At 41.6% G+C, this 17,631-nt stretch carries 11 protein-coding genes; 2 read left to right on the top strand and 9 right to left on the bottom strand.

The window, feature by feature from the left end:
• Positions 1–45 precede the first annotated feature (45 nt).
• Positions 46–1,554 carry a signal peptidase I gene (gene lepB / locus J0L83_03435; GenBank protein ID MBN8663597.1) on the bottom strand — a complete coding sequence of 503 codons (1,509 nt, stop codon included), beginning with the start codon at positions 1,552–1,554 and terminating at the stop codon, positions 46–48.
• 201 nt (positions 1,555–1,755) lie between these two features.
• On the opposite strand from lepB, the gene J0L83_03430 reads away from it, so the two are divergent.
• Positions 1,756–2,637, top strand: a complete 882-nt coding sequence (locus J0L83_03430) for a MerR family transcriptional regulator (protein ID MBN8663596.1) — start codon at positions 1,756–1,758, stop codon at positions 2,635–2,637.
• A gap of 1 nt (position 2,638) precedes the next feature.
• On the opposite strand, the gene J0L83_03425 is transcribed toward J0L83_03430, so the two are convergent.
• From J0L83_03425 to J0L83_03410, 4 genes are all read right to left on the bottom strand, one after another.
• The gene (locus tag J0L83_03425) at positions 2,639–3,802 is read right to left on the bottom strand and encodes a sigma-54-dependent Fis family transcriptional regulator (protein MBN8663595.1); all 1,164 of its coding nucleotides are present in this window, start codon (positions 3,800–3,802) and stop codon (positions 2,639–2,641) included.
• 29 nt (positions 3,803–3,831) lie between these two features.
• A complete protein-coding gene (locus J0L83_03420) occupies positions 3,832–5,862 on the bottom strand; it encodes a TonB-dependent receptor plug domain-containing protein (protein MBN8663594.1) in 2,031 nt (676 codons plus the stop codon).
• Positions 5,863–5,908: 46 nt separating this feature from the next.
• Positions 5,909–6,895 carry a pyruvate dehydrogenase complex E1 component subunit beta gene (locus tag J0L83_03415; protein MBN8663593.1) on the bottom strand — a complete coding sequence of 329 codons (987 nt, stop codon included), beginning with the start codon at positions 6,893–6,895 and terminating at the stop codon, positions 5,909–5,911.
• A 155-nt stretch (positions 6,896–7,050) separates the two neighbouring features.
• Complete coding sequence (locus J0L83_03410; protein MBN8663592.1) at positions 7,051–9,930, bottom strand: TonB-dependent receptor; 2,880 nt, start codon at positions 9,928–9,930, stop codon at positions 7,051–7,053.
• A gap of 201 nt (positions 9,931–10,131) precedes the next feature.
• On the opposite strand from J0L83_03410, the gene J0L83_03405 reads away from it, so the two are divergent.
• Positions 10,132–11,055, top strand: a complete 924-nt coding sequence (locus J0L83_03405) for a phosphoribosylaminoimidazolesuccinocarboxamide synthase (protein ID MBN8663591.1) — start codon at positions 10,132–10,134, stop codon at positions 11,053–11,055.
• Here the strand turns inward: J0L83_03405 and J0L83_03400 are convergent, their stop codons facing one another.
• From J0L83_03400 to J0L83_03385, 4 genes are all read right to left on the bottom strand, one after another.
• Positions 11,056–12,123: a rhodanese-related sulfurtransferase gene (locus J0L83_03400; GenBank protein ID MBN8663590.1), complete on the bottom strand. Its 1,068-nt coding sequence runs from the start codon at positions 12,121–12,123 to the stop codon at positions 11,056–11,058.
• Positions 12,124–12,227: 104 nt separating this feature from the next.
• Positions 12,228–14,699 (bottom strand): carboxypeptidase-like regulatory domain-containing protein, encoded by a 2,472-nt coding sequence (locus J0L83_03395; protein MBN8663589.1) that lies wholly within the window; start codon positions 14,697–14,699, stop codon positions 12,228–12,230.
• Positions 14,700–14,786: 87 nt separating this feature from the next.
• On the bottom strand, positions 14,787–15,131 hold the full coding sequence (locus tag J0L83_03390; protein MBN8663588.1) for a hypothetical protein: 345 nt from the start codon (positions 15,129–15,131) through the stop codon (positions 14,787–14,789).
• A gap of 9 nt (positions 15,132–15,140) precedes the next feature.
• Entirely contained in the window at positions 15,141–17,591 is a 2,451-nt protein-coding gene (locus J0L83_03385) for a penicillin acylase family protein (protein MBN8663587.1), read from the bottom strand.
• Between the last annotated feature and the right edge of the window lie 40 nt (positions 17,592–17,631).

Here is a 17,631-nt window from a genome sequence, read left to right as displayed (position 1 = left end):
CTCATGGTTATACCATGAGGACCCCCATATCGGCCAATAAATATACTAATTTATTCCATTGAATAAACGTTTCCAGCGTGGGCCTTTCTCCCAGCTAAACCATATTAACGAAGCTTTACCAACCACATGTGTTTCGGGTACAAAGCCCCAGAAACGGCTATCCTGGCTTCTATGACGGTTATCACCCATCATCCAGTAATAGTTGAGTTGGAAAGTGTATTGATTGGTTTCTTTTCCATTGATGATGATCTTTCCTTCCCTCTCCTCCAATGTGTTCTTTTCATACGTGGTGATAATTCTTCTGTACAGTGGCATGTTTAATGAAGTCAGCATTACTGTGCTGCCTTTTTTAGGAACAGTGATTGGCCCGAAATTATCGATAGAGAAAGGATAAGCTGCCGGTTCTTGTGGGAAGGTATAACCTACCATAGTATCAACATATGGCTCTACAGCAACCACATTTTTTTCCTGCTTAATCAAAGAAAGCTCCTCAGCAGTTGCATTGATTTTATACAGACCGGCTTTGCCTTCGATTTGTTCAATTTGTCCCTTGGTATCTTCCGGATTGATGCCTAGTTTCTCTTTCAAGAATTCCTCACTGAATGGTGTGCCATTGGTTTGTACCAGATATTCTGTTTGTGCACCAGCTGGCACCATAGCAGGTGCATTATTCACAAACAATTGCGCATTCTTTATTTGCAAAACATCTCCGGGTACAGCAACACATCGCTTAATGTAATTATCAGTTTTGTCCATTGGATGTACCAGAATGGGGAATTCATTCATGAGCGCATCTCTGTTACCATTGTATTGATAGCGCAGCACATCATAGTAGGGCACTTTGCTTCCATAATCAGGTAGATTGATGATGGTATCACCAGCAGGGAAATTGAAAACCACAACATCGTTGCGCTTGATAGGATCAATTGCTTTTAATCGCGTATAAGGTATTTGTACTTCTTTGATATACGAAGGTGTGGTTAATGAGAAAGGCATAGTATTATGCACAAAGGGAAAACTCAACGGTGTTTGCGGAATACGCGCACCGTAACTGATTTTATTCACGAAAAGAAAATCGTTCACCAATAAAGTCTTTTCCATACTCTCCGTGGGAATCACATAAGCTTCAAAGATGAAAGTGCGAATCAAGGTAGCAGCAACTACTGCAAATACACCCGCATCAATCCATTCTCTGGAAGCTGGCTTTTTGTAAGCTTTTATTGCTTCCTCTCCTACATATTTTTCATTAGGTGAAAATCCGAGATATGGGAAATAGATAAAGGGGAACAGCGTAGCGGCTGTGTGATGAATCATATCAAACCTGCGAAAATGCATCACAAAAATGATGGTGATCCAGATGGTGATGAATTGTCCTGCAATGGGAATTAATTGCAACCAAAACCAGTATTGCTTGATCTGGCATTTCTCTACTATTAGCCAAGTATTATAGAAAGGAATCAACGCTTTCCAGGGTTCAATGCCTGCTTTTTTGAACATGCCATACATACCCAAATGCCATCCAATCGTTCCAATGATAAACAGAATCCAGCCCATACAGTCAGTTTAATGTCAACAAAAATAAGGTTACATCTCCTTAAATAATTGATTTTACGCAAGTTGGTAGTTCATTAGCAGATAATCTTACAAATCAATCCTGTTAAACTTTTTTGCGTAAATATTTAAACTGAAAATATGATATAAATCATTCATAATGAATGAGAAACAAACGTATTTTTATTTTACCCAAACAACCTCATGAATCATTTCTCTATAAAGGACATTGAAAACCTTTGCGGCATTAAAGCGCACACGCTACGTATATGGGAGCAACGCTACCAGATTCTCGTTCCAAAAAGAAAGGAAAGTAATCACCGCTTTTACGATAATGAAGACCTGAAGCATATTCTTCGGGTAGCTTATTTGTACCATAGTGGATACAAGATTTCCAAAATTGCGCAGTTAAAGGAAGCTGATATTAAAAAGCTGACCATCGATATTGTTCCCAATGAGCATTATATCGATGTATTTGTGAATCAGATGTTGGAAGCTTCGATTGATTTTGATGAAGAGCGTTTTGAAAAAGTACTCAACACTGCATTACTGCACCTTGGATTTGAGAAATGTATTTTACAGGTGATTTATCCTTTCTTGGAAAGATTGGGATTAATGTGGATGACGGATAATGTGATTCCGGCTCAGGAACATTTTGCCAGTAATATTATTAAACGGAAAATCATAGTTGCAATTGATGGATTAGAAGGGCAACAGGAAAATGATTCAGATGATTCATTGACTGTGTTGTTCACACCTGAAGGTGAGTATCACGATATTCCCCTCTTGCTGATGCAGTTTCTATTAAAAAAGAAAGGTAAAAAAGCCGTTTATTTTGGGCCGAATGTGCCAATGGATAATCTGGATTATTACTTGTCCAGAAGAAAAGCAACACATCTTTACTTTCACCTAATTACCAATATGAGTAACCGGGAAGTAGACGACTTGGTTACTGATCTCTGTGAAAGATTTCGGAAATATCATTTAATCATGTCTGGCCCATTAACCAGATATGTGAACAGCAAGCATACAAACCTGCGCTTAGTTCAATCTTTGGATGAAATGATGTTGTTTACAAGTACCTAATTTACTTACCGGGAAGTACATGGCTGTGTACATCAGCTTCAGTAATGGTTTTTCCGGATAGAATTATGAGCCTTTCCACTACATTCCTCAATTCACGGATATTGCCCGTCCAGTTATGTTGTTGTAATGCAGCAACAGCTTTTTTATCAATACTCTTGCGTGCTTGTCCATACTCCTCGGCAATTGCTTGTAGAAACTTATCTACGAGCAAGGGAATATCATCCTTACGTTCATTCAAAGAAGGCACATGAATTAGAATCACGCCCAATCGATGGTATAGGTCTAAACGGAAATTCTTTTCTTCTACTTCCTTGAGTAAATCTTTATTGGTTGCTGCTATCACACGAACATCCACAGCTATTTCTTTATCACCGCCAACTCTGGTAATTTTCCCCTCCTGCAGTGCACGTAAAACTTTAGCCTGAGCGGATAAACTCATGTCGCCAATCTCATCCAGAAATAAAGTACCGCCATTTGCTTGTTCGAATTTTCCAATACGCTGTTTGATGGCAGAAGTGAATGAACCTTTTTCGTGGCCAAATAACTCACTCTCGATGAGTTCAGCCGGTATGGCTGCGCAGTTTACTTCTACAATTGGGCCATTTGCTCTCAAACTTTTTTCATGCAACCAACGTGCAACCAGCTCCTTACCCGTACCATTTTGTCCGGTTACCAGAACGCGCGCATCCGTAGGCGCTACTTTCTCAATGGTTTCTTTAATCTTCTGGATGGCTTCACTTTCGCCAACAATTTCTTGTACCCTGCTGATCTTTCTTTTCAGTGTCTTTGTTTCTGCAACCAATACCGTTCTGTCAACAGCATTACGTATGGTTACGAGTAGTCTGTTAAGATCTGGTGGCTTAGAGATATAATCGAATGCGCCTTTCTTAACTGCATCAACAGCTGTTTCGATAGTGCCATGCCCACTTATCATGATGATGGGAATATCTTGCTTGGCAGCAGTAGCCTGTTGCAGAAATTCAAGTCCATCCATCTTAGGCATCTTGATATCGCACAGCACTAAATCATAGTTGTTTGCCTGAAATTTTTTCCAGCCCTCTTCCCCATCAGCGGCTTCTTCTACCTGAAAGCCTTCATTAGTCAAAATATCTTTTAAAACATTGCGAATGGCTCTTTCATCATCTATGACCAGTATTTTCTGCATAAAAGTGCTTTGTGCTAAGTTAAGTGGGCTTAGGGTTTTCTGATTCTGATTCCTGTGTTAAAATTAACAGAAGGCGCAGCGTTGTAGAATCTGTTTCCTGCAGCATTGAGGTCATTACCTAAGCTATACCGCTCATTGAGCAGATTATCCCCATTCAGAAACCATTGAATGGAATATTGATCATGCTGCCAGTTTTTAGCGATGCCTGCTTGCAAAAGCCTATAGGCATCAGCGTAAGCAGTATTGGCATCATTGAGTGGTATACGATCTGTATAATTTAATTGAACTTGAAACTGCCATCCATTCCGTGTTGTGATATTGCTACCCAGATTGATCAATACACGTGGGATACCAGTAAGTTGCTTGCCACTGAAATCCTGATTCACTTGCTTGTACTGAACAAAGGTATATGGCTGATATGCCCCACTCATCCATATTTCCAATGGTGTATGTGATTGCTTTTGAGCTGAAAAATAACGGAGACTCAATTCTGCACCTGATTGATTCGTTGTTCCAGCGTTGGAGAAATACTCTGCTCCATTTGTAGCCAGATTTCGAACAATGGTTTGCTCCAGCTTAAATCGATATACTGAAAATTCAGCAGCCAATCTTTTGGGAATGATAGCCGATTTAACCCCTAATTCTATATTCCAACCTTGCTCTGCTTGTAGGTCGCCATAAAAATTTCCATCTGATGGTCTTACTTCTGCCAGTGATGGTGGAGAAAAGCCTTTGCTGATCTGTGCAAATACATGCGTGTTTTGTAAAGCCGCATAGCTGATGGCTATACGTGGCATCCAAGCTGGCTGTATATTTCTTTCTTGTGCTTTTGCAAGCGGATCAGTTATTCGATTGAATTGATAACGTTGAAAATTGATACTTGTACTAGCTTGAATCAACCATTGCTGATTTATCTGTACTTGTAATTGAGAATACGCATGTGCTTGACGGGCTGATAAGACATCCTTGAATAAGGTCTGCCCCAAAAGGCCACCATTATTTTGAAAGTTGTTCAATAATGAATAGTTGTATAGCCATTCCATACCTGACTGCCATTGCCATTGATTCTGCTTCCAACGAATCCAGCCGCTATAGGCAAAATTGTCTTCCTGCCTTTTTTCATAGTTCGTAATAAACGGATTGCGGAGACTCGTACGGTGATACTGAACTTGTTGTTGTATTGTCCAGTATTCATTCAGCTTTGTACGATTACGAACACCAACAAAATAGGTTGTATTCAAAATTCCCGCTCGCTGTGCAACAGCTCCTGGTAAACTACCTGAAGCTGGTCTAGCCAATTTTGGGTTGCTATTGAATTGCGCCTGTGTAAGTCCACCTGGTGTTTGATAAGCTAAGTCGGCCAGAAAAGCCAAAGCTTCCCAACTGGATGTTTTCGTACCAAACTGTCCACTCCATTGTAGCATATTTCTGCGCAATGCAGACTGTTCTCGATATCCATCTGATTGAAAATGTGAGGCGTGCCATTGCTGTTGTTTTTCCTGCGTTTGTACATAAGCATGTGCTAATCCGAAACTTCCGCCTTGCATCCCTGCTGTTAAATTACTTTCTGCAAGATTGTTGCGTGTTTGCATCAAAACAACTCCGCCAGTACCTGTTCCATACATACTGGCAGCAGGACCTTTAATGATTTCGATCTGTTGCAATTGGGTTAGCGCTAATAAGTTCAGGTAAGTATTCCCTCCGGCTTCAGAGAGTATAAAGTCATTTAGATAAATTTTGGTATTTCTTACGCCAAATGGTGAACGTAATAAACTACCGCGCATTGACAAACGATAACTGCCAGGAGAGCGCTCCTCAACACGTACACCACTGATGGTATTCATTACCTGTAAAACTTGTGGCGTAATACTTTTTTGCAGCTGGGATTCCTGCAATAATCCAACAGCAGCAGGTACAGCCTGATATTTTAGCCTGCCTTGATAAGCATTGATTTCTACATCTGGTAAACTACTATTGATAGCGATGGTATCCAGCTGCGATTGCGCAGATATATCTGCGATTGCAAAAGCGAATAGTATAACAATTAAAATAGTACGCATAAAAAATCCCGAAGTGAGTGCTTCGGGATGATATAATGATTCAACATTACTTTTTCATATACATCACTTCCTTTACAAGCTTTACAGTTCTGCTCACATCAGGCAGATAAGCTTGTACCAGATTAGGTGCATAGTGCATGGGTGCGTCTGCGCTAGTGATTCTTCTGATAGGTGCATCCAGATAATCGAAACCTTCTTTCTGTATGCGGTAAGAGATTTCAGAACTTATAGAGGCAAATGGCCATTGCTCTTCCACAATCACCAGGCGATTGGTTTTCTTCACACTCTCCAAAATAGTCATCCAGTCGAGTGGACGAATCGTACGCAGGTCAATAACTTCAGCGCTGATGCCCTCTTTTTCAAGCTCAGCTGCTGCACCCAATGCTACTTTCATCATTTTATTGAAGGACACAATGGTTACATCGCGACCAGCTTTCTTAATATCAGCCTTACCGATAGGGATATAGAATTCTTCATCAGGTACTTCGCACTTATCGCCATACATCTGCTCACTTTCCATAAAAATCACAGGATCTTCTTCATAGCGAATGGCTTGTTTCAACAAACCTTTGGCATCGTAACCATTTGATGGAGAAATCACTTTAATACCAGGTATATTGGCATAGTAACTTTCAAATGCAGTGGAGTGTTGTGCGCCAAGCTGTCCTGCAGAACCGTTAGGACCGCGGAAAACGATAGGGCAACCTACCTGACCGCCACTCATTGCTAACATCTTCGAAGCGGTATTTAGGATCTGATCCATTGCAAGAACAGCAAAGTTCCAAGTCATGAACTCAACTACCGGACGAAGACCGTTTTGTGCGGCACCTACCCCGATTGCTGCGAAACCTAATTCAGAAATAGGTGTATCTATCACACGCTTTGCACCAAATTCTGTCAGCATGCCCTGACTAACTTTATACGCACCGTTATATTCGGCAACTTCCTCACCCATCAGGAACACACGTTCGTCTCTTCTCATCTCTTCGCTCATCGCTTCTCTGAGCGCTTCTCTGAATGCAATTGTCCGCATAATACTGTTTTTTGTAGGGTTAATTCCCTTGAAAGTGCGGCAAAAATATAAGATTATCAGCGATATACCCAAAACTGTGGATAAGGATTGGGGAATAAAAAATCCCCCCAGCTTTTAGGCTGAGGGGATGATTACAATATAAGCAAGTAGCTGACTTAGAATACGTTGTAACCGAAGGAAACATAGTACATACCACCCACTTGTGGGTTACCGAATGCACTTCTATAGTACTTGTTCCAAAGGTTAGATGCGCCAATCTTCAGCATATTCTTTGTTTCTGGGAAACGGTAGTTGATCTGACCATCCCATACACCGAATGAAGGAACAACACCTGAACCGAAAGTACCTTCCCAGTTCACAGCATCCTGCCATCTGTACTGTACATTGAAGCCCCAGTTCTTGTAAAACTTAGGATTGCTGAAGCCAAAGTTGTAACGCAAAGGAGGTGCGTTGAAGAAGGTAACCAGACCTGGCGTAACATCCTGCAGCTTATCGCTTGATACGTTACCGCTCAGTACATAACCTTTAGGCAATAACCATTCAGCGCTTACACCCCAACCCTGTGCTTTTACAGTGTTAGTTGAGTTGGTAACGAAGCTGTAGTTCTGAGTAGTGAAAGGGCTAGCCAGTTCAACTGGTGCATTTGCAGCTACAGCACTTACACCGCGACCTACCGCTACACGAGCGATGAAATCATTATACTGGCTCAAATAGTAATAAGCATCAATCAAGAGCTTCTTACCGATAATGCCACGGTAACCAATTTCAAAAGAGTTCACAGATTCAGGCTTCAAAGTTGTTGGCTGCTGTACTTTCAATAAGCTTGGGTTTGGTGTACCTGTTGCCAATGAAGCACGGTAAGCTACAATACTCTCTGCTGTATAAGCAGGGCTGTTGTTGAAGTTGAAGAAAGTAGTGAAGCTTGGCATACCACCGATCAGACGTGTAGAAGGTGTCTGCAGGTTGATCCACTGATCCTGAGCTGTAGGGAAACGATACGCTGTCTGGTAAGACAAACGGATATTGTTATCCTTCGCAACTTTGATCAAACCAGTGATACGTGGTGTGAAACGACCATCGAAATTCTGATTCTTGTCGTAACGACCAGAAGCTGTCAGTTTGAAGATATCGCCAAACTTCTTCTGCAACTGGATATATCCACCATACTCATTGATGCCAATAGTACCTGCAGTATCTGCAAAGATGGTACCATTAGAGTTCAATACATATCTTCTGTAGTTTGCACCTACCAATACTTCAACAGCATTGTTGAACAGGCTTGACAAATTGTATTGTCCTTCCAGGTGATACAAGTCTGTTCTGTCAGCAAACTGAGAACCACCCTTGCTGATTGGAGTTGTGATTGATTGTCTGAAAGCTGCTTTGAAAGCATCGCTACCTGGCAGGAAACGGCCAGCTTCAGCAACAGATCTTGCTGCGGCATGTCCAACAGTGCTAGGTAAACCTACACCAGGAGATGTTGGCAGTAAGCCTAATAAAGCAGCGCCATAAGTACCAGTGTACTGCTGGAACCAAGTAGTATTACCTTTGAATGCATTGTTTACACCAACAGCAGCCAATGTAGATGCATAGGCATCACCAGAGTTTTCCTGTGTTGTGTATGCACGAAGGAACCACTTATCGCTCTTCAGTTCAAACTTGTATTGACCCATCTTCAGGTTCTTGATGGCATAACGATCGGCACCAGTATAAACTGTAGTACCCATACCCCAATAACCGATAAATGAAGCTTCTACTTTATCATTCAACTTATAGTTTAAGCCAAATGTAGTTTTGAAATTGTAAGCATTGTAGTCAACAATATCTCTTTCATCATAACCAGTTCTACTTGCACTCTGACCCAAGAAGGTATTTCTGTAAGGGTTTCCGGGAGCTGTAGAAGTTGGAATCAGGAAAGGCAGGAATTGAGACAATGGTGCTAAAGCAGGGTTAGAACCGAAAGCCTGCGCAATTTGAATTGGCGTTCTGCCTAATCCTAACAGCTGATCAATTACACCGAAAGCAGCACCACCGCCAGCTGCACCTACTTGTGCTCTAACTGCTTGGGCTAATGCCTGCAGACTTGCTGATGCTTCGTCGCCAAGTACGCTAACACCATCGTAGTTTGGATCGCTAAGTCTGTTACCGGGTACAGTGTTACTTAGAACGTTGTTTCTTAAGAGGTTGGTAGGATCATTTGCCTGCCAATCTTGTGCTTGTACAAACTGTGCAGAAATCTTGAAAGCAAAACGATCGTTTACTTTCTTAGCCCAACGTACAGACCAGTCGTGCATAGGAGCTGCAGAACGCTGCTTATTATCAACATGGTTTACACCAGTCTTAATTTGGAAGCTTAAGCCCTGATATTTGAATGGGCTCTTGCTGTTCATCAGCATAGTACCGTTCATACCACCTGGGCCATATAATGCAGAAGATGCACCCTGCAGTAATTCTACGTTGTCAACATCCAGTTCTGTCATACCGATGATGTTACCAACTGAGAAGTTAAGACCAGGTGCCTGGTTGTCCATACCATCAACCAATTGGTTGAAACGCAGGTTACCACTACCATTAAAGCCACGAGTACCTACGGTGCGGAAGAATGTACTAGATACAGTCATATCCACACCTTTCAGGTTAGCCAAGGCATCATAATAGTTAGGTACAGCTGCATTACGTACTGCGGCAGCACCCATTCTTTCAATGGAAACTGGTGATTCAATAATTCTTTCTGGCAATCTTGAAGCGGCAACCACCACTTCATCACCCAAGGTGAAAGCAGTCTCCAGGTCAATATTTACCTCCTGATTATTACTGCTAACAGCTACCTCTTTATTGGCATAACCTACAGAGGAGAAAACCAATGTAAAAGGAAGTTTCTGATTGGTGGAAAGCTTGAAATTACCTTTGTCGTCAGTGAAAGTACCTGTAGTAGTGCCTTTGATCGTCACAGAAACTGCTGAAACAGTCTCTTTTGACTTACTATTCTTTACACTACCAGATACTGTGGTGGATTGCTGGGCAAAGGCTGTCATTGTTGAAATGGCAGCAAGCAATAGCAAGCCAGATCGCAGGAATCTTCTCATAATAGCAAATTTTGGATTAGAATATTCAGCAAAATAGGGATTGTTGATTGCTCAGGAAAATTTTATTTGCTAACAAAACCAGCCATTTTGTTGAAAAAAATGGTTAAAACTCAACGCTATATAATTGCCGGCCCAGCCTACTTTTGAGGCATGGCACAGTTCCAATTCCCAGGTCAGACAGCTTTCTATAGCGGTAAAGTAAGAGATGTATATACCATTGGGCAACATTTACTTGTTATGGTTGCCAGTAACCGTATTTCTGCCTTTGATGTGATTCTACCCCGGCCTATACCCTATAAAGGGCAGGTTTTGAATCAGATAGCCGCATATATGCTGGCCGCTACAGAGGATATTTGTCCAAACTGGCTGTTAACCAGTCCTGCCCCAAATGTTAGCATTGGCAGGCGATGCGAACCCTTTAAAATTGAAATGGTGGTCAGAGGTAACCTGACCGGGCATGCATGGAGAACATATGCATCAGGCAAAAGAACACTCTGCGGTGTAAATATGCCTGAAGGCATGAAAGAAAACGACTATTTCCCCACCCCAATCATCACCCCTAGCACCAAAGCTGCCGAAGGACATGATGAAGATATCTCCAAGGAAGCCATTATCGCACAGGGTCTGGCCACAGAAGCTGAATGGGCCATTCTTGAAAAATATACCCTCGCATTGTTTGAGAGAGGTAAAACTATTGCTGCCAAGCAAGGACTTATTTTAGTTGATACCAAATATGAGTTTGGTAAAATTGGGGATACCATTTATTTGATGGATGAAATACATACGCCTGACTCATCCAGGTATTTCTATGCTGATGGCTTTGAAGAACGTCAGGAGAAAGGTGAAAGACAAAAGCAACTAAGTAAGGAGTTTGTACGCGAATGGCTGATTGCTAACAATTTTATGGGTAAAGAAGGTCAGACCGTACCGGTGATGACTGATGAATGGGTAGAAACCATTTCAAAACGTTACATAGAACTGTATGAAAAAGTCATCGGCCAATCTTTCGAACCAAAAGCATTGACCGATGAAGCTACTTATTCACTAATTACAGCAGCACTTGAGCAATACTGATTAAACGGTGGATTCCGCCTTTCTAAGCTCCAGATGTTCCGCCAGTGTTGGTCTAAGTCTTTGTTTGCTCTTATTAAATACATGCTGGCCATGATTTACACCACTACGCAATTGTTTTTGTCTTTCTAAAGGAAGATGCAATGTGTCTTTACATTCAACACTGCAGCAACCTTCATGCTGTGCAGCACATTCAGGACATTGGATGAATAATAAATGACAACCATCATTCTTACAGTTGGTGTGTGTATCGCAAGGTTTACCGCACTGATGGCACTTTGCAATAACATCTTCTGTTATGCGCTCGCCCAGGCGATTGTCAAAAACAAAGTTCTTACCAATAAACTTACTGGGTAAACCATTTTCCTTAACCTGCTTGGCGTAATTAATAATGCCACCTTCTAAATGGAATACATTCTTAAAGCCGCGGTGTAAAAGATATGCACTGGCTTTTTCGCAACGAATACCACCGGTACAATACATAATCACTTGCTTATCTTCATTACCCTTCATCATATCAACAGCCATGGGCAATTGATCACGGAAAGTATCTGACGGAATTTCTAAGGCATTTTCAAAATGACCAACTTCATACTCGTAATGATTGCGCATATCTATCACAACAGCATTACCCGATTCAATCATGGTATTCATTTCAGCTGCATTCACATATTTACCCTTTCGCTCCATGCTGAAATTTGGATCATCAATCCCATCTGCTACAATCTTTTCACGCACTTTGATTTTTAATACCCAGAAACTTTTTCCATCATCATCAACCGCAATATTGAGTCTTAATCCGTTCAATGGTTCGATGCTGTATAGGTATGCTTTCAGTGCTTCGTAATTATTGGAAGGCACACTGATCTGCGCGTTGATGCCTTCCTTAGCCACATAAATCCGGCCAAAGACTTTTAAAACATCAAGCTCTTTGTACAAAGCATCCCTGAATTCCTGTGGATTCTGAATTGGAAAATACTGATAAAAGCTAATGGTAGTTCTCGGTTCTGTTTCTTCCATGAGGCGGCGCTTCAGCTCCTCATTGGACACTCGGTTGTGTAATAGGGCCATATGTCTTGATTTTAGATATCCGTCGCTAATGCGACCAATATTCCATGTTTGGACCCGGTTGCAGGCCGGGCAAAATGCAGGACAAAACTAAGGTTTGCAGCTGATTATTCGTTGGAACCTGCTAATAATCCTGAGAATGAGAGCCTTACGCCACTGTATTTATTGCCTCCCGATTCAAATCCTTGCATAAAGTCAACGCGAATAATCTTAAAGATATTCTCCACGGAAAAGAATACTTCATTGTATTGTTTATCTGCTGTAAGGAAACTATTCGCACCGGTAACAAAGAACCAGTTCAGCTTTTTAAATAATGGTATTTTGTTGGTCAATAAACCATTCAGGTGATACTCCACATGCGCTTGCGTATAGAAAGATGCAGTATTACTGAATCGGTAGTATGGTGCCAATTGAAACCTGTTAAGGAAGTCTGAGCTGAATATGGTTTGGTTACCAGCTATGTGTTGATAATCGGGTAGAAACACTTTGTACTTGTTCAAGAAACCACCCATTTGTACACGATAATTTAAGCGACCACCCAGATTCATATTGATGTTATCACTGATGCCAAAACGCCACTTGGTGTATTGAACATCACTACCCAATACATTGGGGATACCTTGTGTAAGCGACAAATTAAATGTTGGATATCTGGAACCTACATTGACTTTCCTTTCGGGGAATTCTACATACCGTGCACCAGGTTGCCAAGTGATGCCGGCTGTAATGCTCAAAGCCTGATGTCTGGTTATTTGTGTTGCGCCTGGTAAATCAACAGGATAGTTTGGCGTGAAATTATCTGGCTTGCCTTTTCTCCAACTGATTGGATTAGCCAGATTCTCCAAAGGTCTTCTATCCTGAAATTGTGCATTCGTGAAGAAGCTTGCGCCCTTACCTAAGCCAGTACTGTAAGCTGCAGTTGCAAAGCCGGCTTCATACAATTTCATAAAGTTTTCTGCGCGACTCAGGGTAGCCAGCGTGTTGAATCTAGGTAAAATTGGATTGGCATTATTGAATTGGAAAACCCTTGATCCTGCGGCTACATTGATGTTCTTGAAATACTTTTTCCCGAAATTATAGTTCAAACGTAGATAGCCATTCCAGTGCCGGTTACCCGTACCATAACGAATCGTTGGCTGAATGGTCAGTTCCTCTCGCCCATTCTCAGTAAATCGTTTGTCCCAACTAGGTGCAGCATTGAATACCCAGCCTTCTACAACATTGTAATTCACCCAGTCCAATATCGGTGGTAGACTAAAACTTTCTTTGCGTTTTCTTTTTATGAATGATTCGCCTGTGAGCAATATGCCGGTCAGCGAAACTTTGTTGGCTTTCCTATCTAGCGAATCAAGGTATTTTGGATCCTTCTGAACAAGTTCAAGACTATCTTTCTTTTTATAATCTTTTGCTTCCAGTTCAAGGAGCGGAACTGGCCTAATACTGTCCCAATATGCTTTGGGTCTTTTGTTAGAGCTGTCAACAAATTTCAATACGGTTGCATCGAAGAAATCTGGCTTCAGTTTTGGACTCAGATCAAACTGATCATAAATCTGTACAAAGCTTCCGAAAAAATCAAAAGTGAAAAACTTACCGGCGGGATAAATCACCTGGTTTTTAATCACCCAATTATTACCTGCAGGCACATACAATTGTTCTATGGTAAGTGTATCGAGAAACTGCATCTGCTGTTCCTTCAATATCATCAATTTAGTACTGTGGATTCTCCAGTCGCCTTCCATAATATTAATATACCCGCTGAATAAAGGTTCGTACTTTCTTTTTGGAATCACTTTAATGCGGTTGATCTCTCTACCGTTTTCAAAGAAAGTACCTTCAAACTTATACTTGTAAAAATTCAATGCTCCGTTGGCAATCGGTGAAACAAAACCACGTGGGTTCAAGCCCCTACCTAAAGCCACATTGTTTTCATAGAATGAAATGATTTGCGGACTGCTAAAACCAAATCCATCACTTTGTCCGCTCACCCGGGTTGAAAGTACTTCTGTTTTTCGTTTATTATCGCCATCTCTGGTATAGCGTGCAATGGTCTCAGACAGGAAAATCATTTTACGCTTACTCGTATCGCCATCTTCAAAATCAACTTTCTGTCCTAAAAACTTTTTGGGATAGTCACGCAATTGTAATTGTCCTTTAATGTACACATTACATTGAAACTTATCTAACTCATTCTCATAATCTGAACGTTTCTTAATGGCGTTACGTATGATGGCATAAGCAGGATCTTCACCTTTTGTATTAACAACTACTTCCTTCAGATCGTATTGTTGGTCTTCCAGTTCAAAGTCGATAGTTTGACTTGCTTTTGTGACGGTAATTTTCTTTTCAACAGACTTATGTCCTACATGCTGGCAAAGCAGTGTGTAATTGCCAGGCTCCAGATTTAATTGATATTGACCTTTTGAATTGGCTGTAGTACCGTTGGTGGTACCCTTGATTAAGACTGATGCGAAGGGAATAATTGCCCCGTCCTTTTTTTCTTTAATGGTTCCTTGAATGGTGCCTGCAAATGATTCTGTAACTGCGATCAGGAGCAGCAGGATGAGTATGGTTCTGGTCATGGTTACTTGCTTACAACGAAAATAGTATGCAAGAACGATGCCAAGCTCAGATAGTTACGGCTATCAGCGGCTTTAACAAAGCTTTATTTATGAACGCAGATAACTGCCTGTGAGCGATGATAAACCACCCAGCAGACCACCTACCACACCGGTAACTAAAATCAGCAATACATAAGATCCACCTAAAGGCAGTATACCGGCCACTTTTGTAGCCAGAATATGCTCATTGGCTATATCCTTCAAGGCCGCAACAACTACCCAGAGAATACAAACGCCTGCAAAGCCAGTTAAAAAAGCTTGACCGGGTGTATGCTTTCTCCATGCAGCTATTAAGGCAACAGGTAGTACAAAGCTCCACCAAGGCAATGCCGTAATCATTCCGGTGATATAGGTAACAAAAGCGATCAGTACAATGGTTATCAGTTGTTTCATAAAACAAGATCAATTGGTGAATTGAATATGCCAGGGCATGTTTTTCGCAGCCACAGCTTTATTGACAAATTGTAAGCGATAATATTTTCCTGCTGCCCAGCTGTCTACAAAACTATCATAGTACTTGTTGCCAGGGTTACCGCTTTGGCCGCCTGGATAGACACCATAAGCTTCAATTTCATCGGTCATATGCACAATCATGCGCCAGCTGGGGCCATGATTGCCAGTTGTCGCATTGATGATATGCACACCCCCGCCTATTGGCAGGTTTAATCTGCTCAGCGCAGGTGTTTTGGTCAAATGATCTACGTGGGTTGATTTAAAAGCACCCCATGCCAACTTATTGTCTTTGTCCAGTTGCTCCAGCTTAGGCAAAGCTAAGCTAACTGCCTTTCGCATGGCGTCTAGTATAGTTTCTTTGGTATCAAGTGTGCGGATATCATCTGCAAACTTGTATGTGGAATCGTGTAATAATGATTCCAGTAAAGTAGATTCATCGGGCCAAGGCACGTTTGTATTAGCGGCCATGATTTCATCATTCCAAACAGCTGTTTCCAAACTATCCCAAAATACACGGAAAACAGTAGCGCCTTTTTCATTGATGCCGTTTTCAAGATTCCAACCATATAAGAGATCAATGTATTTCTTTTCGTTACCCTTAAGGTTCAGTTGATCAAGATAGCGCTTCAATACAGGTCTGGCATATTCAGCAAACACATTGTAATTGTCTGTTTGTAAATCCTGCATCGTTTTAGCTGTAGCGCCTGTAATGCGCGCTAATTTTCTATTGATGATGATACCGCGATATAAGGGAAAATTACTGGGTGCGCCGAGGTAATAAGGATAGCTTTCATCAGTGGCCATCTGGTTGGCGCTGCTCACAAAATCTCTGGCAGGATTTACTGAACGTGCATTTTCTGCATCAGGAATAATCCCTTGCCACATAAAGCTGCTATCAGTTCCAGGTAAAATATAATCACCTTGTTTTTTCCATCTTGCTACAAATGCACCTTGCTGTGTGATAGCAATATTGCTTTTCTTATCTGCATAGACAAAGTTCTGGCCAGGACATTCGAAGTATTCAATTGCTGCACGATAGTCCTGTACATTCTTTGCTCTGTTTAACCCATAGAATGTACGCAGCTCATTACTAGGATCGTGCGCTTTCCATCGTAAAGCCAGATATTGTCCGTCTTTCTTTGATGTTTGAAATGCTTTATCATACATCACTGGGCCAAATACAGTCATTGCAATGTTTTCCTCTAATGCTTTGCCACCTTTCACTTGAATTGTTTCCTTGCGTTTTGCCGCTTTTACCCATGCATTGTTGAACCAGTACTCTTGCATAGTAGAATCTTTGAATTTGATTTCATAAAAATCAATCACATCTCTACCTGCATTGGTTACACCCCATGAAATACTATCGTTAAAGCCAATGATTACTGCAGGAGAACCGGGGAAACTAGCGCCATAGGTACTGTGCGTTGGCGTAGTAATTTGAACTTCATACCAAAGCGATGGCAGATTCAGGCCTAAGTGTGGATCATTGCATAATATTGGTCTGCCACTTTGTGTTCTGCTACCGCCAATAGCCCAGTTATTACTACCATTATTTTTATTGGGCACGATGGGCGCAGTTGCTGCAATGCTGTCTTTCTTACCGAGGTAGCCTTCTACACCTGTGGGTGCTTGTACAGGCACTGACGGCGCTGCATAGGCAGTACCCTTGGGTACGATTGGATCCAGAGAATCCTGAACTGCCGGATACAAAAGCTGCATGTCTTCATAACTGAAATAGTTACGCGCATTACTCATTTGTAAATCGGTGCTGGCACCACGCGCACTTAAATCAAAAGCCATGAATTTGAGGAACAATGCCGTTTTCAATGTTGTCCAAGCTTCTGGCTGATAATCCATCAGCTTGTACTCAAAAGGAAGCTGTGTTGGATTCAATGTGCTTATGTAAGCATTGACGCCTTTTGCATAAGCAGTAACTGCCTCTTTCATGGCTGGATCTTTTTCCATTTCCTTTAATGCATTCTCGGCTGCATACACCATTCCCAATCTTCTGAAATAACGATCTGTTTCTAATCTTGCTTCACCCACAATCTCACTTAATCTGCCAGCAGCTACATGGGTTTGAAACTCCATCTGCCATAAACGAAACTTCGCATGCAGATAACCCTGGATCATATAAGCATCTGCATCTTGCTCGGCATAAATATGCGGTACCAATCTATCATCAATGTACACATCAGCTTTAGCTTTCAAACCAGCCAGTTTGATCTCGCCATTATAGTTAGCATTCACCGGCTCTGCATTTTGCCAGAAACCGTGCTGTGGCGATAGAAAATAGCCCAGACGTGGTGTTTTAGAGCCCCCACTTGGTAACTGTGTATTCAGCACCCATACTAGCCCTGTTGTGGCTATAGCCGATAACAGGAATGGCAGCATTCGCATAGGAAAGAAAAATTTAGAATGGGAAAATATTGATTAATTA

This window comes from Chitinophagales bacterium (assembly GCA_017303835.1).
GTDB lineage: Bacteria > Bacteroidota > Bacteroidia > Chitinophagales > Chitinophagaceae > JAFLBI01.
Note: the sequence above shows the minus strand (reverse complement) of the source record. Positions and strands in the feature narration are given on the sequence as shown.